The 19,382-nt window shown below is 72.5% G+C and carries 17 protein-coding genes; 6 read left to right on the top strand and 11 right to left on the bottom strand.

Annotated elements, in window-relative coordinates; translation table 11 throughout:
* Window positions 1–18 precede the first annotated feature (18 nt).
* Complete coding sequence (locus tag ACGFNI_RS07320) at window positions 19–231, top strand: EF-hand domain-containing protein (RefSeq protein ID WP_393681413.1); 213 nt, start codon at window positions 19–21, stop codon at window positions 229–231.
* 7 nt (window positions 232–238) lie between these two features.
* On the opposite strand, the gene ACGFNI_RS07315 is transcribed toward ACGFNI_RS07320, so the two are convergent.
* Window positions 239–1,162 (bottom strand): LysR family transcriptional regulator, encoded by a 924-nt coding sequence (locus ACGFNI_RS07315; protein WP_393681411.1) that lies wholly within the window; start codon window positions 1,160–1,162, stop codon window positions 239–241.
* A gap of 84 nt (window positions 1,163–1,246) precedes the next feature.
* On the opposite strand from ACGFNI_RS07315, the gene ACGFNI_RS07310 reads away from it, so the two are divergent.
* A complete protein-coding gene (locus ACGFNI_RS07310) occupies window positions 1,247–1,909 on the top strand; it encodes a LysE family transporter (RefSeq protein WP_393681410.1) in 663 nt (220 codons plus the stop codon).
* On the opposite strand, the gene ACGFNI_RS07305 is transcribed toward ACGFNI_RS07310, so the two are convergent.
* Window positions 1,874–4,255 (bottom strand): GH92 family glycosyl hydrolase, encoded by a 2,382-nt coding sequence (locus ACGFNI_RS07305; RefSeq protein WP_393681409.1) that lies wholly within the window; start codon window positions 4,253–4,255, stop codon window positions 1,874–1,876. The two genes, ACGFNI_RS07310 and ACGFNI_RS07305, sit on opposite strands and share 36 nt — an antisense overlap.
* A 377-nt stretch (window positions 4,256–4,632) precedes the next feature.
* On the opposite strand from ACGFNI_RS07305, the gene ACGFNI_RS07300 reads away from it, so the two are divergent.
* Window positions 4,633–5,100, top strand: coding sequence for a hypothetical protein (locus ACGFNI_RS07300; protein WP_393681407.1), 468 nt, complete (start codon window positions 4,633–4,635; stop codon window positions 5,098–5,100).
* 58 nt (window positions 5,101–5,158) lie between these two features.
* Here ACGFNI_RS07300 and ACGFNI_RS07295 read toward each other — a convergent pair whose 3' ends face one another.
* From ACGFNI_RS07295 to ACGFNI_RS07280, 4 genes are all read right to left on the bottom strand, one after another.
* Window positions 5,159–6,598 carry an amino acid permease gene (locus ACGFNI_RS07295; RefSeq protein ID WP_393681405.1) on the bottom strand — a complete coding sequence of 480 codons (1,440 nt, stop codon included), beginning with the start codon at window positions 6,596–6,598 and terminating at the stop codon, window positions 5,159–5,161.
* 133 nt (window positions 6,599–6,731) lie between these two features.
* The gene (locus tag ACGFNI_RS07290) at window positions 6,732–6,947 is read right to left on the bottom strand and encodes a dodecin (protein WP_393681403.1); all 216 of its coding nucleotides are present in this window, start codon (window positions 6,945–6,947) and stop codon (window positions 6,732–6,734) included.
* A gap of 135 nt (window positions 6,948–7,082) precedes the next feature.
* The gene (locus tag ACGFNI_RS07285) at window positions 7,083–7,544 is read right to left on the bottom strand and encodes a universal stress protein (protein WP_393681401.1); all 462 of its coding nucleotides are present in this window, start codon (window positions 7,542–7,544) and stop codon (window positions 7,083–7,085) included.
* 80 nt (window positions 7,545–7,624) lie between these two features.
* Window positions 7,625–8,296 carry a PAS domain-containing protein gene (locus ACGFNI_RS07280; protein ID WP_393681489.1) on the bottom strand — a complete coding sequence of 224 codons (672 nt, stop codon included), beginning with the start codon at window positions 8,294–8,296 and terminating at the stop codon, window positions 7,625–7,627.
* A gap of 205 nt (window positions 8,297–8,501) precedes the next feature.
* On the opposite strand from ACGFNI_RS07280, the gene ACGFNI_RS07275 reads away from it, so the two are divergent.
* A complete protein-coding gene (locus ACGFNI_RS07275) occupies window positions 8,502–11,675 on the top strand; it encodes a bifunctional cytochrome P450/NADPH--P450 reductase (protein WP_393681399.1) in 3,174 nt (1,057 codons plus the stop codon).
* A 123-nt stretch (window positions 11,676–11,798) separates the two neighbouring features.
* Complete coding sequence (locus ACGFNI_RS07270; protein ID WP_393681397.1) at window positions 11,799–12,980, top strand: FAD-dependent monooxygenase; 1,182 nt, start codon at window positions 11,799–11,801, stop codon at window positions 12,978–12,980.
* A 55-nt stretch (window positions 12,981–13,035) separates the two neighbouring features.
* Here ACGFNI_RS07270 and ACGFNI_RS07265 read toward each other — a convergent pair whose 3' ends face one another.
* Window positions 13,036–13,560 carry a DUF2165 domain-containing protein gene (locus ACGFNI_RS07265; RefSeq protein ID WP_393681395.1) on the bottom strand — a complete coding sequence of 175 codons (525 nt, stop codon included), beginning with the start codon at window positions 13,558–13,560 and terminating at the stop codon, window positions 13,036–13,038.
* A gap of 223 nt (window positions 13,561–13,783) precedes the next feature.
* Here ACGFNI_RS07265 and ACGFNI_RS07260 point away from each other — a divergent pair, with 223 nt between their 5' ends.
* Window positions 13,784–14,818, top strand: coding sequence for a phosphatidylinositol-specific phospholipase C domain-containing protein (locus ACGFNI_RS07260; protein ID WP_393681393.1), 1,035 nt, complete (start codon window positions 13,784–13,786; stop codon window positions 14,816–14,818).
* 51 nt (window positions 14,819–14,869) lie between these two features.
* On the opposite strand, the gene ACGFNI_RS07255 is transcribed toward ACGFNI_RS07260, so the two are convergent.
* The 4 genes from ACGFNI_RS07255 to egtC form a co-directional block, all read right to left on the bottom strand.
* Window positions 14,870–16,411: a DUF4157 domain-containing protein gene (locus tag ACGFNI_RS07255; protein WP_393681391.1), complete on the bottom strand. Its 1,542-nt coding sequence runs from the start codon at window positions 16,409–16,411 to the stop codon at window positions 14,870–14,872.
* A 116-nt stretch (window positions 16,412–16,527) separates the two neighbouring features.
* The gene (locus ACGFNI_RS07250; RefSeq protein ID WP_393681390.1) at window positions 16,528–17,442 is read right to left on the bottom strand and encodes a phosphatidylinositol-specific phospholipase C; all 915 of its coding nucleotides are present in this window, start codon (window positions 17,440–17,442) and stop codon (window positions 16,528–16,530) included.
* Between the two features lie 192 nt (window positions 17,443–17,634).
* Entirely contained in the window at window positions 17,635–18,597 is a 963-nt protein-coding gene (gene egtD, locus ACGFNI_RS07245; protein ID WP_393681388.1) for an L-histidine N(alpha)-methyltransferase, read from the bottom strand.
* Window positions 18,594–19,349 (bottom strand): ergothioneine biosynthesis protein EgtC, encoded by a 756-nt coding sequence (egtC, locus tag ACGFNI_RS07240; RefSeq protein ID WP_393681387.1) that lies wholly within the window; start codon window positions 19,347–19,349, stop codon window positions 18,594–18,596. Before egtC ends, egtD begins: the two co-directional genes overlap by 4 nt.
* Between the last annotated feature and the right edge of the window lie 33 nt (window positions 19,350–19,382).

The following is a 19,382-nucleotide window of genomic DNA, read 5'->3' as shown; positions in this document are numbered from 1 at the left end:
ACGAAGGGGGCACCTCTCGTGGCAGACATCGAGAAGGCCAAGGAGCAGTTCGAGCGGTTCGACGCGGACCAGGACGGTCTGGTCACGCCGGATGAGTTCAAGCGCGCGATGGCCGAGATGGGCGACCCGTTCGTCACCGGACCGATAGCCGAGTCGGTCATCAAGTCCAAGGACAGCGACGGCGACGGCCGGATGTCGTTCGACGAGTTCTGGGCCGCACTCCAGGGCTGACGGCCCGTCACATCCCCTTCGCCGCCCGCTCGTCCGCGGTCGCGCGCAGAGCCGCGAGGCCGCGGGCGACCGGCGGCTGCCGCTCACTGCCCCGGCGCACCGCCGCCACGAACCGCCGCACCGGGACCGGGTTCCCGCGCAGCGGCACCCGCACGACGGGACAGTCCCCGGGAACCGGGGCCAGCCGCGGCAGCAGGCAGATCCCGAAGCCGTGGGCGACCAGCGCGGCGATGGCGTACCAGTCGACCGCGTGGTGGCACGTGCGCGGCGTGAATCCGGCGGACGCGCAGGCGGCCGGCAGCAGTTGGTGCTGATCGGCCGGATCGCCCGCGCGGATCCAGACCTCATCGCCCGCCTCCGCCAGCTCCACACCCTCCGCGGCTCGGGCGGCGAACGGATGCCCGGCGGGCACCAGCAGATCCTGCGGCTCCCGCAGCACCGGTTGCTGGGTGAACCGTATGTCGGCCGCCGGAGGCCCGTTTGGCGCCGGGATCACGACGGCGATGTCGGCCCGGCCCGCCAGCAGCAGCTCGAAGCGGTTCTCGCCCGGGTCCTCGCCGATCTCCACGTGCAGCCGCGGCAGTTCACGGCGCAGTCGCTCGGCGGCCGGTGCGATCACGCCGGTGATGGCCGTCGCGACGCCGGTGATCCGCAGTCTCCCTGCCACCTGGTCCGCGTATCCCGCGAGGTCGGCGCGGGCCTCCTCCCAGCGGGCGAACAGCGCGTCCGCGTGCCCGACCAGCGCCCACGCCGCCGGCGTCAGCCGCACCCTGCGCCCATCAGGCACCAGCAGTTCCACACCGAGCCGCGCCGACAGCTGCCGCAGCTGCTGCGAGACCGTCGAAGGCGTCAGATGCAGGGCCTCGGCGGTGGCGGTGACGGTGCCCCGCTCGGACAGCACACGGAGGGTCTGCAACCGGGGGTCGATCATCAAGCGATCGTAAGGCGCCGCCGCACGACACCGTGCGGAAACCTTCGATGGACCCGAACGGCCGGGCCCGCCGATGCTGGCGGCATGAGCGACTGGAGCGGGACGCTGAGCGGAGTGCTGACCGAGGGCTTTCTGCCGGGGCTGTGGGCGGGGTATGCGCTGGCGGTGCCCGTCGGGGCGCTGGCCGTACTCCTGGTGAGCGTGACGGCACGGACCTCGTTCCGGGTCGGGGCGACGGCCGCGCTGGGTGTGGCGACCGCCGACGGTCTCTACGCCCTGCTCGCGGTGGCCGGCGGCGCCGCGCTCTCGCACGCACTCGCCCCGGTGGCGGGCCCGCTGCGCACGACCGCCGCCGTCATCCTGCTGGCCATGGCGCTGCGCACCGCCGTACGGGCGGTGCGGGCCCGCGGGAGCGACCCGGCAGACGCGGGCCGGGACGTCCTGGGACGCCCCGGCCGGGCCTATCTCGCCTTCCTGGGGCTGACGTTGGTCAATCCCTGGGCGATCCTCTACTTCTCGGCGCTGGTGCTCGCGGGCGGCACCGGGGCGGGTGGCCTCGGCACCGCCAGGGGCGTGGCCTTCGTGGCCGCCGTGGTCACCGCGTCCGCGAGCTGGCAGCTGTTCCTCGCCGCCGGGGGAGCGGCCCTGGGCAGGGTGCTGACCGGCGCACGGGGGCGGTCCTTCACGGCGGTGGTGTCCGCCGTGGTGATCTCAGCCCTGGCGATCGGCCTGCTGTGCTCCGGCTGACGTGCCCACCGGCGGCGGCGCGTCGTGCTCCCCGGTGCCCCAGCCGGACGGCTTTGAGCCGACGGTGAACGCCAGTTGGCGGCCCGAGCGCAGGTCGTCGGTGGTCAGGTAGGTACGGTCGCCGGCATGGCCGTCGAGGGTCACCGACTGTACGTAGCGGCGGGCGGTCGAGGTGCCGGGTGCCGTGACGGTGAAGTGGCCCGCCGGGTAGTAGCGCCGGTCCAGCGTCAGGTCCACCCGGTCGAAGACCGGCGTGCTCAGCCCCCAGCTGTCGGTGCCTGGCTGCACGGGGAACACCCCGATCGACGACAGCACCATCCACGCCGACATCGTCCCCAGGTCGTCGTTCCCGGTCATCCCGGACGGGGTGTCGGTGAACAGGGTCAGTGCGGCGTGCACCACGTCCGTGGTCTTCCAGGGCTTCCCGGTGGAGAGGTAGGTGTACGGCGCGATCAGATCCGGCTCGTTCTGCGGGTTGTACTTGTCCGCGTTGTAGTAGTCGTACGGGCCGTTGACCCACACCTCACGGGCCGTCTTCGCCGGGTCCTTCAGCAGCTCCGGGTAGGCGAAGAACGCGTCGAGCCTGGCGTCCGCCTTCTCCTTGCCGCCGATCAGGCCGATCATCCCTGGCAGGTCCTGCGGCACCATCCACTGGTACTGCCAGGACGTCCCCTCGTGGAAGCCCTCGCTCTTGGCCGGGTCGGCGGGTCCGGTGAAGGCGCCCCGCGCGTCGCGCGCCCGGAAGAAGCCGGTCGAGGTGTCGAAGATCCTGCGGTAGTTGTGGGCCCTGGCCGCGTACCGGTCGGCGTCCGCGCGATGCCCCAGATCGTGCGCCATCTGGGCCAGCATGGCGTCCGACAGCGCGTATTCGAGGGTCGCCGAAGCGCCGTGGTCGAAGTCCGAGTCGCCGGGCTTGGTGTGTGTGCGGCCCTTGATGTACGGCACGAAACCGTGCTTCAGGTAAGGGGTGTTGGCCTCCCGGCCGACCGCGGGCGAACCGGCGGGCGGCACCCCGTCGGCGTTCTTCTTGAGCGCCGCGTACGCCTCCTCCTCGTGGCCCTTGAGCAGTCCCTGCTGGTAGGCGTTGGTGAGGAACGGGGTGACCGGGTCGCCGGTCATGATGTTCGTCTCGACCGTGCCGTAGCCCCACTTGGGCAGCCAGCCGCTCTCCTTGTCGATCCGCAGCACCGAAAGCGCCATGTCACGGGACTCGCGCGGGGCAAGGAGCGCCAGCAGCTGCGCCTGGGTGCGGTAGGTGTCCCACAGGGACCAGTTCTGGTAGTAGGTGAAGCCGCGCGCCCGGTGGGGTTTTTGGTCCCAGCCGGTGTAGCGGCCGTCCACGTCGCTGCCGACGTTCGGTGCGAGGAAGGACCGGTAGAGCGAGGAGTAGAAGGTACGGCGCAGCGTCGTGCCGCCGCCCTGCGCGGCGACGTGGCCGAGGCGCTGCTGCCAGGCCGCGTCGGCCGCCGCCCTCGTCCGGTCGAAGGAACGGCCGCCCTCCGCACGGAGGTTGCGGGCCGCGCCCGCCGCGTCCACGTAGCTGATCGCGGTGGTCGCCTCGACGGTGCGGTCCTCGCGGGTGTCGAAGCGGGCGTACGCGCCGTGCCTGCCGGTGGCCGTGGAGCCGTGGGAGCCGGGCCGCACCGTGTCGCCATCCCAGGTCCCGTAGGACGCGAAGGGCCGGTCGAAGCGGGTGAGGGTGTGGACGGTGTACGGAGCGGTGTCCTGGCAGAAGCCGTGGCCGGTGACGGAGGTGCGGATGGTGTGCGAGTCCAGCACCTCGACCCGGGTGGAGGTCACCTCGTGCAGCGCCTGTCCCGCGTTGAGCAGCACGTTGGCCTTGCCGGTCGCCGGGAAGGTGTAACGCTGCTTGCCGGTACGGGCGGTGGCGGTCAGCTCGGCCTCGATGCCGCCGTACGAGGTGAGGCCGACGCGGTAGTAGCCGGGGCGGGCGGACTCGTCGTCGTGGCGGTAGGAGGCGGCGTATTTCGCGTAGTCGGTCTCGGTGATGTCGCCGGTCGTCGGCAGCACCGGCAGGTCGCCGCCGAGACCGCACCCGACGCCGGATATGTGCACCGCGCTGAAGCCGCGGATGCGGGTGTCGTCGTAGTCGTAGCCGGTGGTGTGGCCGGTGTCGGGGGAGAGCTGCACCATGCCGAACGGGACGGCGGCGCCCGGGTAGGTGTTGCCGTCGTTCCGGCTGCCGATGAACGGGTTGACCAGGCCGGTGAGCGGGCCGCCCGAGGACGTGGCCTGCGCGGCGGGGGCGGTGAGCGCGCCCCCGATGAGGCAGGCAGCCAGCACCGCGCCCGCGGTGCGCAGCCGGGTGCGACTGAGCCATGGCATGGGTCGGGACCTCCGGAGTCGTCGCTGCGCGGCGGTCCGCCGGGAGTACGGCCCGGAGGGTGCCGACAACGATGTCAGGGCGCGCTCATTCTTGAGGTCGGGCAGGTGCACGTCAAGAGGTCGGGTCGGGTGCCGCTGTGGCACACCCCGGCGGACTGTTTGACAATGACACGTCAAAAATCATGAGGTGTCGGCCTTGCTCTCTTCAGGGGCCCGTGCCTCAATGGTCAGCGCTTCAGGTCGCTGACCACCCATCAGATCTGGGGTGGCCGCCACAGGACCGCACCGCGGCCCCGTGGGACGCCCTGCCGTTCACTCCAGTACCCCGACGGCCCGGCGCCGGCCTGCCCTCTTCCCCTCACGAAGGCGGATCCCCCATGAGACACGGCACGCTCGGAACCGGTACCGCACTCGCCGTCGGCGCGGCACTCGCCTGCACCCTCGCGATGGCACCGGCCGCGGGCGCGGTGACCCCCGACACCGCCACCATCGGCTTCGACTGCGGCAGTTACGGCTCGGGCACGGCGACGCTCACCGCCACCCAGGACGGCACCGCGGCCACCATCAGCCTGTCCACGTCGGCGATCACCGCGCCCCTCGACGTCGGCGCGGGCGCGGTCAACTCCACCCTCACGATGACCAAGAACGGCTCGGGCACCACCACCTTCAGCGGCAGCGACAATCCCGCGATCCCCTCCGGCAGCGCCGTCTCCACCGGCCCCCTCACCGGTACGGTCGCCGCGGGCGACAGCCTCGAAGCCACCTCGCTGAAGGTCGTGGTCTTCGGCATCACCGCCACCTGCAAGGCCACATCGGCCCAGACCCCGGGCCCGTTCGTCTTCTGACGCGACAAGGCGGGCCGCCGGCTTCCCGCCCGGCGACCCGCCCGTCGTCCCTCCGACCCTATGGCCTGTCGTTCTGCTCCGCCCGCCGCTCGGCCTTGGCCACCTCGGACCGCCGGTAGGAGTAGCCGAAGTAGATGACGAGGCCGATCAGCAGCCACACCACGAACCGCACCCAGGTCTGCCACTCCAGGAACGTGATCAGCCAGAGCGAGAAGACCACGCCGATCGCGGGCACCACCGGCATGCCCGGCGTGCGGAACGTCCGCGGCAGGTCGGGGCGCTTGTAGCGGAGCACGATCACCGCGACGCAGACCACCACGAACGCCAGCAGGATGCCGATGTTCGTCAACTCGGCGGCCTCGCCGATCGGCAGGAACCCGGCGATCGCCGCCGAGGCGGCGCCGACGATCCAGGTCACCCGGGTCGGCACGTGCCGGGTGGGGTGCGTCTTGGCGAACCACTTCGGCAGCAGCCCGTCCCGGCTCATCGAGAACCACACCCGGGTCACCCCGAGCATGAACGTGAACATGACCGTCAGAATGCCGATGATGGCCCCGACCGCGATGACGTCCGCGAGACTGCCAAGGCCCACCGACTTGAACGCCGTCGAGAACCCGCTCTCCGGGTCGATGTCCTTGTAGTTCTGCATGCCCGTCAGGACCAGGCAGGCCAGCACGTACAGCACCATCGAGATGATCAGCGAATAGATGATCGCCTTCGGCATGTGGCGCTGCGCGTCCTTGGACTCCTCGGCCGCCGTGCTCATCGCGTCGTATCCGAAGACCGCGAAGAAGACGGTGGCGGCGCCGGTGAACGCGCCGCTCACCCCGAACGGGAAGAACGGCGAGTAGTTGCCGGTCTTGATGTGGAAGAACCCGACCGCGATCACGCCGATGACCACCAGGACCTTCAGGCCCACCACGATCATCTCGAAGCGTGCCGCGTTCTTGATGCCCAGCGTCAGCAGATACGCGATCAGCAGGCAGAGCACCAGGGCGAACAGGTCCACCCGGTGCCCCTCGCCGGTACCCGGGGCGCCGAGCATCCAGGCGGGCAGATCCACCCCCAACTCGCCCACCAGGAAGCTGAAGTAGCCGGAGATGCCGATCGCGACGACCGCCACGATCGCGGTGTACTCCAGCAGCAGGTCCCAGCCGATGAACCAGCCGGCCAGCTCACCGAGTACCGCGTAGCCGTACGTGTAGGCCGACCCCGCCTTCGGGATCAGCCCGGCGAACTCCGCGTACGAGAAGGCCGCGGCGGCGCTCGCGATGCCCGCGATCAGGAAGGAGATCAGGACGGCAGGACCGGCCTTGCCGTTGGCGACGGTCCCGGCCAGCGTGAAGATGCCCGCGCCGATGATGCCGCCGACGCCGATGGCGGTCAGCTGCCACAGCCCGAGCACGCGGGTGAGCTGCTGGCCCGAGCCGCCTTCCGCCTCTTCGATGTGTTCGATCGGTTTCCGGCGCAGTACGCCGTGTCCCGCGCGCAGAGCCATGCCTGACCTCCGTGCCCTCCGTCGTAGCCTGACGGCGGACCATCATGGACCGTCGACGGCCCCTTCGGAAGGCGACTCCCGGTGTATCCGGCGGGCGGCCCGGGAGCTCACCGTGGCGACACGCGGCAGGGCGTCAGCCGGCGTCCTCCAGCCGGAAACCGACCTTCAGTCCGACCTGGTAGTGCTCGATTTCGCCGTCGACGATGTGGCCGCGTACCTGGACCACCTCGAACCAGTCGAGATTGCGCAGGGTCTGCGAAGCGCGCCGGACACCGTTGCGGATCGCGGTGTCGACGTTCTCGTGGGAGGTGCCCACGATTTCGGTCACCCGGTACGTGCGGTCGGTCACGGTGCTCTCCCTCGCCGGGGCGGCGCTCCGCCCGTGCACCTCCACGGTGCCTCAGCACCGGGCCGCCCACCAGCGGAGCGGTCCGCTCAGCGGAAGGCCGGGCTCGCGGCGTCCGGCCTGATCGACCGAGCGGCCCTACGGGACGACCGTGACCGGCCAGCGCCCCGCCTTGACCAGACGGACCGCGACCGAGCCCATGATGCGGTGCCCCGCCGACTCGGACGCGCCCACCACCACCGCGTCGGCCCGCAGCTCGTCGGCCATCCGCACCATGCCCGCGTACGGATCCCCGCGCAGCGTGTGGAACTCCCACCGCATGTCGTATATCCCCTGGAGCCGCTCGGTCGACCTGCGGATCTCGGCCATCAGCTCGTCGGCCACCTCGTGGGTGACGTCCACGACCGGAGCGCCCATGGTCGCACCGGCCGGCAGCACCGGCTGGACGTAGACCAGCGCCAGCATGGCCCCCTGGCGGCGGGCGAGCCCTGCCGCGTAGGCGGCGGCACGCCACGACGAGTCGGAGCCGTCGATGCCGACGACGATCACCTTCGGGCCGTCCGTTCCGCGCTCGAAGGGCGCGGGCTGCTTTTCCTGCACATCAGGGAGGTTATCCGTACGCGCGTCCGAGTACCCCGCGGGGCCGCGCGGTGGCACGCGGACGGCTGCGGCACCGGCTCTCAGGCCGGCTCAGGCGGCCAGCTGTCCCGATCCAGCACGCCCAGCACATAGGCCCTGGCGACCAGCGCGGTACGGCCCTGCACCCGCCAGCGGCGGGACAGCTGCGTCAGGTGGTAGTTGACGCCGTCCACGGTCAGGCCCAGCGCCTTCCCGATCGCCGCCGTCGTGGCACCGCCGGCCGCCAGCGCCAGGATCCGGGCCTCGACCGGGCCGGCCCGGTCGCGCGGCGGGGGCGGCGGCGCGGTGTCGCGCACCCGCAGCAGCGCCAGCAGGGCGGGCGGTCGCACCGAGGGGTCGCCGACCGGATCGACCGTCAGCTCGCCCTCCCGCTCCAGCCCTTGCGACCTGTCACGCCAGCGCACCGCCACCGGATAGCGCGACCTGCGGCCCATCCGGAGCGCCTCGGTCAGCCGGTCCAACTGGGCGGTGTCGCGCGGGTGGAAGAGGTCCAGCAGATTGCGGCCAGGCAGCCGCCCGGGGGCCGCGCCCCACTGCTCGGCCATCGCCGGATTGGCGATCAGCACCCTGCCGTCCGCCCGGCACACCGCGATCGGCATGGGGATGCGGTCGAGCAGGATGAGGAAGTAGTTGCGCCAGGGGCCGTCCCGGTACGCGCCGCCCGGATCCGGGCGGTCACCGCCGGGCGCCGCACCGTCGTCCGGGCCGCACATCGCGTCGCCCGCGGGGTCGTCAGGCCACGCACCCCGGGGATGCCGCGGCCCGTCGCATCCGGCCCCGTCCGCGCCGGTTCCGTCGTCCATGGCCCCTCGTCCGACCCTTCTTCGGCCCGCCGCAAGACCCGGCGGGAAGAATTCACTGCACAATCATGCAGTCGACCGGCCGGGACCTGCACACCGGGCCCCTCACGCTGGAGACATGACCGACACGATCGCGCTCCACGACGACGCACCCACCGGCGGCGACGGCATACCGGTCGCCGACATCTCGGCGGCCGGACTCTCCGCCGCCCCCATCCAGACGACCATGGATCTCGCCCGTATCCACGGCCCGGTGTTCAAGCGCAAGCTCAACGACCGCGAGACGATCTTCCTCTCCTCGCTCGACCTGGTCACCGAGGTCGCGGACGAGACCCGCTTCGCCAAGGGCGTGTCGGTCGTCCTGGAGGACGTACGGGAGTTCGCCGGTGACGGACTGTTCACCGCGTACAACGACGAGCCCAACTGGGCCAAGGCGCACGCCGTTCTGATGCCGGCCTTCGCGCTCGGCTCGATGCGCACCTACCACCCGGCCATGCTCAAGGTCGCCCGCCGGGTGATGGCCGCCTGGGACCGCAAGGCGGCCGACGGCACCGCCGCCGACGTCGCGGACGACATGACCCGGATGACCCTGGACACCATCGGACTTGCCGGATTCGGCTTCGACTTCGAGTCGTTCGCGCGCGACACCCCGCACCCGTTCGTCGAGTCGATGGTGCGCTGCCTCCAGTGGAGCATGACGAAGTTCGCCCGCGAGCCCGGCAGCGACCACTCCGCCGACGACGCGGCCTTCCGCGCCGACGCCGACCACCTCGCGTCCGTCGTCGACGAGGTCATCGAGGCCCGCACCAAGAGCGGCGTCAGCGGTGACGACGACCTGCTCGGCCTGATGCTCGGCGCCTCGCAGGACGCCGGTGCCGGGCCCGCGCTCGACCTCGCCAACATCCGCAACCAGGTCATCACGTTCCTGATCGCCGGACACGAGACCACGTCGGGCGCCCTGTCCTTCGCCCTCTACCACCTGCTCAAGGACCCGGTCGCGCTGCGCATGGTCCAGCGCGAGGCCGACGAGCTGTGGGGCGATGACAGCGACCCCGACCCGTCCTTCGACGACATCGCCAGGCTGCCGTTCACCCGCCAGGCGCTCAACGAGGCGCTGCGGCTGTGGCCCACCGCCGCCGCCTTCACCCGCCAGGCCCGCACCGACACCCTGCTCGGCGGTCGCTACCCGGTCCGCGCCGGACAGCAGGTCACGGTGCTCACGCCGATGCTGCACCGCGACCCGGTGTGGGGCGACAACCCCGAGCTGTTCGACCCGTCCCGCTTCAGTCCCGAGGCCGAGGCGGCCCGCTCCCCGCACGCGTACAAGCCCTTCGGCACCGGTGAACGCGCCTGCATCGGGCGGCAGTTCGCGCTGCACGAGGCCACCATGCTGCTCGGCCTGCTGGCCCACCGCTACCGGCTGATCGACCACGGCGACTACCAGCTGCGCATCAAGGAGACGCTCACCCTCAAGCCGGACGACTTCACCCTGCGCCTCGCCGCCCGCACCCCCGCCGACCGCGCCGCGGTGCGTGCCGCCCTCGCGGTGCTCCCCGGGGGCACCCCGGACGAAGGCGACGCGGCGCCCGCGGCCACCGAAGGGCTGCCCACCCGCGTCCCGCAGGGCACCGGGCTGCTGCTGTTGCACGGCACCAACTACGGCACCTGCCGCGAGTTCGCCGAGCGCCTCGCCGACGAGGCCACAGGAATCGGCTTCGACACCGCCGTGGCACCGCTCGACGCGTACGCGGGCGCGCTGCCAGCCGACCGCCCCACCGTGATCGTCGCCGCCTCCTACAACGGACAGCCCACCGACGACGCAGCCGCCTTCGTCCGCTGGCTGGACACCGCGCCCGACGGGGCAGCCGACGGCGTGCCGTTCGCGGTGCTGGGTGTCGGCGACCGCAACTGGGCGGCGACCTACCAGCATGTGCCGCTCCGCATCGACGACCGGCTCGCCGCGCTCGGCGGCGAGCGGCTGCTGCCCCGCGCCGAAGCCGACGCGTCAGGCGATCTCACCGGCGCCGTCAAGCAGTTCGGCGCCGCGCTCCGCACCGAACTGCTGATCCGCCTCGGCGACCCGGCGAGCATCGGCGCGAGCGCCCCGGCCGCCGACGCCGCCGCCCGCACCGTCACCGAGATCACCGGCGGCCCGCTGGACGCCCTCGCCGTCCGCCACGACGTCGTCCCGATGACCGTCACCGAGGCGTACGACCTGACCGCCCCCGGCAGGCCGCGGCCCAAGCGGTTCCTGCGGATAGCGCTGCCCGACGGCACGTCCTACCGCACCGCCGACCACCTCGCGGTACTGCCGGTCAACGCACCGGCCGCCGTCGACCGGGCCGCGCACGCACTCGGCGTGGACCAGGACACCGTCATCGCCCTGCACGACGGCCGCCCCGGCCGCCCCGCGCTGCCCGTCGACCGGCCGCTGACGGTACGCGAACTCCTCACCCACCACCTGGAGTTGGGCGCCAGGCCCGCCCCCGGCGACCTGGCGGTGCTGGCGGCGCTCAACCCGTGCCCGCCGGAGAAGGCCGCGTTGGAAGGCCTCACCGACGACGACCCGCGCACCCTCATCGACCTCATCGAGGCGCACCCCGCGCTGCGCGAGGCCCTCACCTGGCCGGTGATCCTGGACCTGCTGCCGCCGCTGCGCCCCCGGCACTACTCCCTGTCGTCGTCGCCGGCCGCCGACCCCAGGCACGCGGACCTGATGATCTCGCTGCTGCCCGGCGGCACCGGATCGGGACACCTGCACAGCCTGCGGCCGGGCGACACCGTACTCGCCCGGGTGCAGCCCTGCCGGGAGGCGTTCCGGCTCGACCCGGCCGACCCCGCCCCCGTCATCATGGTCGCGGCGGGCACCGGCCTGGCGCCCTTCCGCGGCGCGGTGGCCGACCGCGTCGCCGCCGGCACCACGGCCCCCGCGCTGCTCTACTTCGGCTGCGACGCCCCGGACGCCGACTTCCTGCACGCCGCCGAACTCGCCGCGGCCGAAACGGCGGGCGCGATCACCCTGCGCCCGGCCTTCAGCGCCAGGCCCGAGCACGGCAGGCGCTACGTCCAGCACCGCATCGCCGCCGATGCCGACGAGGTGTGGCGGCTGCTCCAGGACGGGGCGCGGGTGTACGTGTGCGGCGACGGCAGCCGGATGGCACCCGGCGTACGGGCCGCCTTCCGCGCGGTGCACGCGGCCCGTACCGGCGCGTCCGACGCGGAATCCGATGCGTGGCTGCGGGAGTTGACCGCGTCGGGCCGCTACATCGAGGACGTCTACGCGGCGGGCTGATCCGTACCGCGGCGCGCGGTTTCCCGGCCGCCCCGGCGGGCCCGCGGGTACGTTGATCCGGTATCCGCAGGCCCGCGGGGCCGCACCACCGCCGGTCACGGCCGGCTCAGGACAGGGGAGCGCATGACCGAGAAGGCCCTGATCATCGGCGGCGGCATCGCGGGAGCGGTGACCGCGATGGCCCTGCACAAGGCGGGCATCGAAGCGGAGATCTTCGAGGCGTACCCGACCGGCGCCGATGACGTCGGCGCCTTCCTCGTGGTCTTCACCAACGGCCTCGAAGCGCTGCGGGTCATCGACGCGCACGGCCCCGTCGTCGACCACTCCTTCCCCGCCCGGCGGGTCGCGCTCATCGGCGACGACGGCCAACTGCGGGGAGAGCGGCCGATCTCCGGCATCGACGACGGCACCGCGCTCGGCCCCCGCACCCTGCGGCGGGCCACGCTCTACCGCGTGCTGCACGACGAGGCGGCCCGCCGCGGCATCCCCGTCCGGCACGGCAAGCGGCTGGTCGGCGCGGAGACGGTCAGCGGCCCGCACGGCGACCGGGTCGTGGCGTCCTTCGCCGACGGCAGCACCGCCGAAGGCGACGTCCTGATCGGCGCCGACGGCCTGCACTCGGCCACCCGCCCCCTCATCGACCCCGTGGCCCCGCGGCCCCGCTACACCGGCCAGAACACCGTCTGCGGCTATGCGCACGGCATCGACACCCCGCTCGCACCCGAGACCTACACCATGATCGCCGGGAAGCGTGCCTTCCTCGGCTGCACCCGCGCCCCCGACGGCGACGTCTGGTGGTTCGCCAACGTCCCCGGCGACGAACTGACCGGGGACGGCGCCGCCGACCGCACCCCCGCCGACTGGCGCTCGCGCATCGCCGCACTCTTCGCGGACGACGACACCCCGGCCGCCGCCATCGTCCGCGCCACCGGCGACACCGTCATCGCCTCCAACTCCTACGACATCACCACCACGCCCACCTGGCACAACGACACCATGGTCATCCTGGGCGACGCGGCCCACGCGGCTGCGCCCAACGCCGCCCAGGGCGCGTCGATGGCCATCGAGGACGGCGTGGTGCTCGGCCGTGCGCTGCGCGACCACGCCGATCCGCGCGCCGCGTTCACCGCGTTCGAAGAGCTGCGGCGGGACCGCGTCGAGAAGGTCGTGGCCACCAGCGCGGGCCTGGCCGGGCGGGTCGGCACACAAGACGGTGCCCGCGCCCGCGAGGCCGCAGCATCTCGCGCCGAACGCGGCGGCGCCGGCACGTCCGACTGGCTGACGGGCTACCGCATCGCCTGGTGACCGGGGCCACCGGAGTCGCGAGCGCACCCCCCGACTCCGGTGGCAGGCACCGCCGTTACGCGGCCGGCTCGGCCCGCCGTTCCCCCATCCCCGCCAGCTGCACCACCAGCAGCGCGATCCCCGCGATGGTGAAGTTGCGGGTGGCGGCCTCCGTCCCGTTCCAGTCCTTCGACTGCCACATCGCGAACCACTCACCACCGATGGCGAGGAAACCGGCCCCGAACAGCACCAGCACCATCAGCAGCCCCAGCGTCGACAACAGCCGCCCCCTGCCTCCCTCGTGCCGTATCCGCACGGCCCACCACGCGGCTCCCACGGCCAGCAGCAGCGCGGCGGCGGTCTCCCAGGCGATGACCGCCAGATACGCCACGTCCGCCGCCGTGTGCGAGGTGATCGACCGCCACATCAGGTCCGTGTCCTTGAACGTCGTGTCCATGGCCAGGACGTGGCGCACGAACTGCTGGTTGGTGCCGAAGTCGGTGATGTTGCCGAACGCGACCAGCGCCATGTACAGCGCCACGATCGCGGTCAGTACCACCGCGGCCCAGGGCAGGGCGGTGTGCGGTTTACGGTTCGTCATGGTTCCTCCGTTGGTTGCCCGGCCCGCGAAGCCGGCCGGTGCAGCCCTGATGGTGCCCCGATGATCACTCCGACCGGAAACCGGGGCGTGCCGCGGTGCGCAGTGCCCCACCCCGCACACCCTCAACTCCCGTACGCTGCTGCCCATTCGGCCGCACGGCCGACCGGCGCCGGGCCGCGCAGTGTCCGCACGGCCGGGGGGATCCAGACGGAGGGCGGGACAGATGAACAAGGTCCGGTGTGGGGCAGCGGTCGCCGTCGCGGCGGCGGCGATGGTCGTGGTGAGCGCTCCGGCGGGCGCCGAACCCGCCGCGACGACGTACGCCACCAGCACGGGCGTGGGGGTGCACAACGCCTACGAGAAGGACAAGTACCCGTACTTCGCGGACGCGCTGGACTCCGGCGCCGCGCTGCTCGAACTCGACGTCTGGTCCAACGGCTTCGGCTCGTCCTGGCGCGTCTCGCACAGCAATCCCCTCGGCAACAACAGCAACTGCGTCAACGCGTCCCGCGCGTCCGACCTGCGCACCAAGGACCGCAACCAGGACCTCGGCGGCTGCCTCGCCGACATGCGGGCCTGGCACGACGCGCACCCCGGCCACCGCCCGATACTCGTCAAGGTCGAGATGAAGGACGGCTTCAACGCCAAGGGCGGCCGTGGCCCCGCCGAGTTCGACGCCCTGGTCCGCCGGAAACTCGGCGACGCGGTCTACGGCCCCGGGGACCTGGCCGCCGGGCACGCCACCCTGGACGAGGCGGCAGCGGCCGGCTGGCCCGACCGTTCGTCGCTGGCCGGCAAGTTCCTGATCGAGCTGATCCCCGGCACCGTCGAGGAGAAGAACCCGCTCGACCACCTCTGGACGGACGTCGAGTACGCCACCCACCTCAAGGACCTGGCGGCACAGGGCCGACTGGCCACATCGACGGCCTTCCCCGCGGTGCACGGCGCGGCGCCCGGCGACCCCCGCGAGCGGTACCAGGACCGCTCCCTGCGCCCCTGGTTCGTGGTCTTCGACGGCGACGCGTCGGCCTACCTCAAGGACGGCATCGACACCGCCTGGTACGACACCCGCCACTACCTTCTCGTGATGACCGACGCGCACAAGGTGCCGCCGGAGATCGACGGCACCCGCCCGACCGAGGCCGCGGCGCTGGCCAGGGTGGGCCAACTCGCCGCCGCCCACGCCAGTTTCGCCACCGCCGACTGGTACCCGCTGCCGTCCGTCCTCAAGACGGTGCAGCCGCGCGGCGGCGCCTGAGGCCGGGCGGCCGGTGCCGGGCGCCCGCGACCACGGCGCCCGGCCGGCGGCCTACTTCTTCAGCTGCGGCCTGCGGCTGAGATACAGCTGGGTGCCTTCGGCGAGACCGGACGTCACGGCCTGCGGATTGTTCCTGAGCCACTCAAGGGTGTCGGCTGACGAAGGGATCTGGGGCACGATCTTGTACTGGCTGAGGTAGGCGGCGGTCCGCTCCAGCAGCTTGCTGGAGTTGACGTTGATGGCCGGGCCGAAGGCGGCGAGTATGCCCTTCGGGGTACGCGAGTAGGAGGCGAGGTGCTGGAACTCGATGGCCAGCGCCTTCTGCTCCGGCGAGATCGAGGAACTGCTCAGGGCCGACACCAGGGAGCTGAACGGCTTCTCGCCCTCGGCGTAGTGGTCGCCGAGCGCCAGCTTCGCGCCCGCCGCCGCCTCGACGCCGAAGGCCCGCAGCTCGGCGGCCAGGTGGCCGATTTTCTTGTTCTGCTCCGTGTCGTCCGCGTACTTCACGCCCTTGTCGGCGGGGAAGCGCTTGTTGATGAAGTCCACCGCGTGCTGCAGCTCGTGCGTCAGCGTCGTGGCGAACTCCCGCAGTACCGCGGGGCCCGCGCCCTCGGCAGGCGGCTGGATGGCGAGGCTTCCGCTGCCTCCGTCGGCCCTGAACGACGCGCGTGCGCCGCTCACCGACGGCGGCTGCTCCTGGAAGTACACCTCGCGCCCGCCCTGTTCCACCTGTTTGACCAGGTCCAGGAAGGGCGCCTCGAAACCCTCGGCTCCCGCCCCCCGCTCCGTCGGCGGGAAGAGGCTCATGAACTGCTCGTTCTTGATGTACTTCCCCGACCACGCCCCGTATTCGAGCTTGCGCTGCACCGGTCCTGTGCCCGGAGCCGGGGCGGCGGACTCCGGTGACGGCTGCGTCGTCCCCTCGGCCGCCCGCGGGGCCGCCTCGGGGGGCGCGCCCTGCATGACCCTGGTGGCGTTCTCCTCCGCAGCGCGCTCGTACCGGTCCGACGGGTCGCTCATCGCGAGCCCGTCACCGTGGTCGGTGCCCGCCACCGGCCCCTCGCGCTGCTGGATGACGTGGGTCAGTTCGTGGGCGAGGGTGTGCCGGTCCGCGCCGCCCGACCCGATCACGATGTGGCTGCCCGAGGTGTAGGCGCGGGCACCGATCTCGGACGCGGAGCGCTGCGCCGTGGTGTCGGTGTGCAGGCGTACGTCCGAGAAGTCGGCGCCCAGGCGGGCCTCCATCTCCTCGCGGACCGGCGCGTTCAGGGGCTGCCCCGACCCGCGCAGCACGTCGTGCACGGCGGAGCGCTGCACCGCGGGCGCTTCCTGATGGCCGCAGCCGGCGCCGTGCCGGTGCCGCGCCTCGTCCACCAGGCGGGACGCCGCGGCATTGCCGATGCTGCGCTGCAACGCGAGCATCGCCGCGGCGGACGGCTCCGCGCCGCCGGCCACGTCGGGTCCGACGGCGGGCGCCGCGGTGGGTGTGGGCGTGCGCGGCTGCCGGCGGGACTCGGTGGTGTCGGAACGCTTTCCGGGATCCTGCGCGCGCATGGGGGCCTTTCCGGCGAGGTGCAGCGGTGGTCCCGCCATACCTACTCCCGCGGGGCCCCTCCGGGAAGGCCCTTCGGGGCACTCCTCGGTGTCCTGTCGCGCAATGTGCCGCGCGCGGCCCGGAGTTGGCGAGCCGCGCGCGACGCGCCCGCCGGTCAGGCCAGTGCCGCGCCGACGTTGTGCCGGATCAGCGTCTCGGCCAGGCCGAACTCGTTCGGGAAGTCCATCGGCACGATGCCGAGGCCCTGCCAGCCGCTGCCGTCCGATCCCTCCAGCAGGCTCTTGACCTGCGGGTTGAGCCGGTCCGCGTTGGAGCGGGGCGGGAGCAGGGCGGCGGTGCTGACGTAGTTGACGAACAGCTTGCTCGGTTCGGCGACGGCCTTGCGGAACTGCGCCTCGACCTTAGGCCACTTCCCGAACGGCTCGGCCATGTAGTCGTCCTGGATGTCGAACAGCTCCGGGGCGGCGTAGCGCACCCCCGGCATTCCGTCGGAGTCCGCGAGCAGTACGACCCTGCCCCTGGCCTCGCCCAGCGCGGGCAGCCCGCCGTCCAGCCGGAACAGCGAGCGGTAGCCCTTGTCGTCCAGGTAGATGTCGAAGATCCGGCGGAACTCATCGGCGGCGACCTCGGAGTACTCCTGCTTGACCCGCATCAGCACCGTCTCGGACGGGTGCGCCCGCAGGAAGTCCCGGCACGCGTTGAGCACGTCGCCGAACATCATCTCCTGGTAGAAGGCGCCGTGATGGATGGCGAAGACGTCGTCGATGGCCCGGCAGCGTACGTCGAGGAAGCGGATGCCGGAGGCCAGTTGCGCGTCGACCGCGGTGTTCTGGCAGGCGACCCAGGGGCCGCCGTGCCGGGCGCCGGAGTCGTGGGTTCCGGGGATGCTGAGCCGCTGCACGGGGGTCGCGTCGCCGACCGCCGACATCCAGTCGAGCGCGGACACCGTGGCCGTACGGCGCTCGGCCGCCGACGCCGGGAACCCGCCGCCCACTCCCGCCAGCACACCGGCAGCCGAAAGCCCGGCCGCCCCTCTGAGGAAACCCCGCCGGTCCAGCCTCGTCCCCATACCGCTACCCCTGCCCCTGGACGAGTACCGGCCGCGCCCGCAGCGCGCCGCCGATACGCACGTGTGATCGAAGCATCGAACCATACGGGCGGATGCCGCGGCACCCGCCCGGCACAACCCGACGGGTCACACCGGCCGGATGCCGCGCGGGGCGTTCCCCGGATGAGGCGGGCCGTGCGCCGGCCCGTCAGATCAGCGGCGTACCGCGAGCGACAGGGCGAACCGCCCGGCGTCGTCCGTCCACCAGTGCGCCAAGTCGAGCCCGGCGGCGGCCAGTTCGGCCCGTACACCGTCCGCACGGAACTTGGCGGAGACCTCGGTGCGCACCTCCTCGCCCGCGGCGAACGGCACCGCGAGGTCCAGCGCCGGGATCTTCACGGTCAGTTCACGGCGGGCCCGCAGCCGCATCTCGATCCAGGCGTCATCGGCGTTCCACACCGCGACGTGCGCGAAGTCCGCCGGATCGAAATCGGCGCCCAACTCGCGGTTGATGACCAGCAGCACGTTCTTGTTGAAGGCGGCCGTCACCCCGTCCGGGTCGTCGTACGCGGCGACCAGCGTCTCCTCGTCCTTGACCAGATCGGTGCCCAGGAGCAGCGCGTCACCGGGGGAGAGCAGGCCGTGCACCGTGCGCAGGAACACCGCGCGCTCGGCCGGCAGCAGATTACCGATGGTGCCGCCGAGGAAGGCCAGCAGCCGCGGTCCGGGCGTCGGCGGCAGCGTCATGCCCTGCTGGAAGTCGGCGACCAGCGCGTGCACAGCGAGCCGGGGATGGTCGGCGAGCAGCGCCAGGCCCGCCGATTCCAGCGCGGACCCGCTGACGTCGACCGGTACGTAGGAGTGCAGCCCGGTCAGCGCGTCGATGAGGTGACGGGTCTTGTCGGACGAGCCGGAGCCCAGCTCGATCAGGGTGCGGGCGCCGGTGACCGCCGCGATCCGGTCGGCGCGGGCCAGCAGGATCTCCCGTTCCGCGCGGGTCGGGTAGTAGGCAGGCAGCCGGGTGATCTCGTCGAACAGCTCGCTGCCCCGTGCGTCGTAGAACCACTTCGGCGGCAGCTGCTTGGGCGTGCGGGTCAGGCCCTGGGACACGTCGGCGCGCAGGGCGGCCGTGGTGGCATCGGGGGGCAGGGTGCGGGTGAGGGAGAAGGGGCTCACGGTGCGGGCTCCTCAAGCGGGGTGAGGCGGACTTCGGTGCGGGTGGCGCGCAGCAGCGTGCGGTCGGGCACCTCCGTCCAGTGGGGGGAGTCGTCGTACGGCTCGGAGGCGACGACCGTGCCGCCTCCGGGGATCGACAGGTGGAAGAGGGTGTCGCCCCAGGTGGTGGCGGCGATGCTGGTGCCGTCGGTCATCAGGAAGGTGAGCCGGGATCCGGGCGCGGCCTCGGCCACCGCGGCGACCGTGTGCGCCAGCGCCCGGCCCTGGTCGTCTCCGACGGCCAGCCGGTGTAGGACCAGCGCCCAGCAGAACGCCGCGTCGCACCGGGCCGCCAGCCGCAGCAGCTCGGCGGGCGGCAGCGCGGAGGTGAGCGGGGCCAGCGAATCGGGCCAGCCGCGCACCGCGCCGTTGTGGCTGAACAGGTGGTGCCCGCCGGCGAACGGTGCGGCGGCTGCCTCGGCGTCAGCCCCCGACTCGGTCGCATCGCGGACGGCGCCCAGCAGCGCGCCGGTGCGGACCACCCGCGCGATGCCGGGCAGACATTCGTCCGCCCAGATCGGACCGGCCCGCCGGTAGCGGGCGGGCACCGGGTCGCCCGGCGCGTACCAGCCGACGCCGAACCCGTCGGCGTTGACCGTCCCGTGCCGCTGGTGGCGCGGCGCCCACGACTGCCGGTACAGCCCGTAAGGGGGCTCAAGGAGCACCTGGCCGATGGGGACGTCCGGCCCCAGATAGGCGATGTGACGGCACATCGGCTACCGCCCCTTCCGGTGTGCGTCGTCCGG

Source organism: Streptomyces sp. NPDC048644 (assembly GCF_043199105.1).
In the GTDB taxonomy this organism is placed as follows: Bacteria; Actinomycetota; Actinomycetes; order Streptomycetales; family Streptomycetaceae; genus Streptomyces.
This window is presented reverse-complemented; position numbering and strand designations above follow the sequence as displayed.

What these genes read in the sequence shown, in the direction of transcription:
- ACGFNI_RS07315 (WP_393681411.1), bottom strand. Translation starts at nt 1,162, where the DNA reads ATGATCGACCCCCGGTTGCAGACCCTCCGTGTGCTGTCCGAGCGGGGC.
- ACGFNI_RS07310 (WP_393681410.1), top strand. Translation starts at nt 1,247, where the DNA reads ATGAGCGACTGGAGCGGGACGCTGAGCGGAGTGCTGACCGAGGGCTTT.
- ACGFNI_RS07305 (WP_393681409.1), bottom strand. Translation starts at nt 4,255, where the DNA reads ATGCCATGGCTCAGTCGCACCCGGCTGCGCACCGCGGGCGCGGTGCTG.
- ACGFNI_RS07300 (WP_393681407.1), top strand. Translation starts at nt 4,633, where the DNA reads ATGAGACACGGCACGCTCGGAACCGGTACCGCACTCGCCGTCGGCGCG.
- ACGFNI_RS07295 (WP_393681405.1), bottom strand. Translation starts at nt 6,598, where the DNA reads ATGGCTCTGCGCGCGGGACACGGCGTACTGCGCCGGAAACCGATCGAA.
- ACGFNI_RS07280 (WP_393681489.1), bottom strand. Translation starts at nt 8,296, where the DNA reads ATGTGCGGCCCGGACGACGGTGCGGCGCCCGGCGGTGACCGCCCGGAT.
- ACGFNI_RS07275 (WP_393681399.1), top strand. Translation starts at nt 8,502, where the DNA reads ATGACCGACACGATCGCGCTCCACGACGACGCACCCACCGGCGGCGAC.
- ACGFNI_RS07270 (WP_393681397.1), top strand. Translation starts at nt 11,799, where the DNA reads ATGACCGAGAAGGCCCTGATCATCGGCGGCGGCATCGCGGGAGCGGTG.
- ACGFNI_RS07265 (WP_393681395.1), bottom strand. Translation starts at nt 13,560, where the DNA reads ATGACGAACCGTAAACCGCACACCGCCCTGCCCTGGGCCGCGGTGGTA.
- ACGFNI_RS07260 (WP_393681393.1), top strand. Translation starts at nt 13,784, where the DNA reads ATGAACAAGGTCCGGTGTGGGGCAGCGGTCGCCGTCGCGGCGGCGGCG.
- ACGFNI_RS07255 (WP_393681391.1), bottom strand. Translation starts at nt 16,411, where the DNA reads ATGGCGGGACCACCGCTGCACCTCGCCGGAAAGGCCCCCATGCGCGCG.
- ACGFNI_RS07250 (WP_393681390.1), bottom strand. Translation starts at nt 17,442, where the DNA reads ATGGGGACGAGGCTGGACCGGCGGGGTTTCCTCAGAGGGGCGGCCGGG.
- egtC (WP_393681387.1), bottom strand. Translation starts at nt 19,349, where the DNA reads ATGTGCCGTCACATCGCCTATCTGGGGCCGGACGTCCCCATCGGCCAG.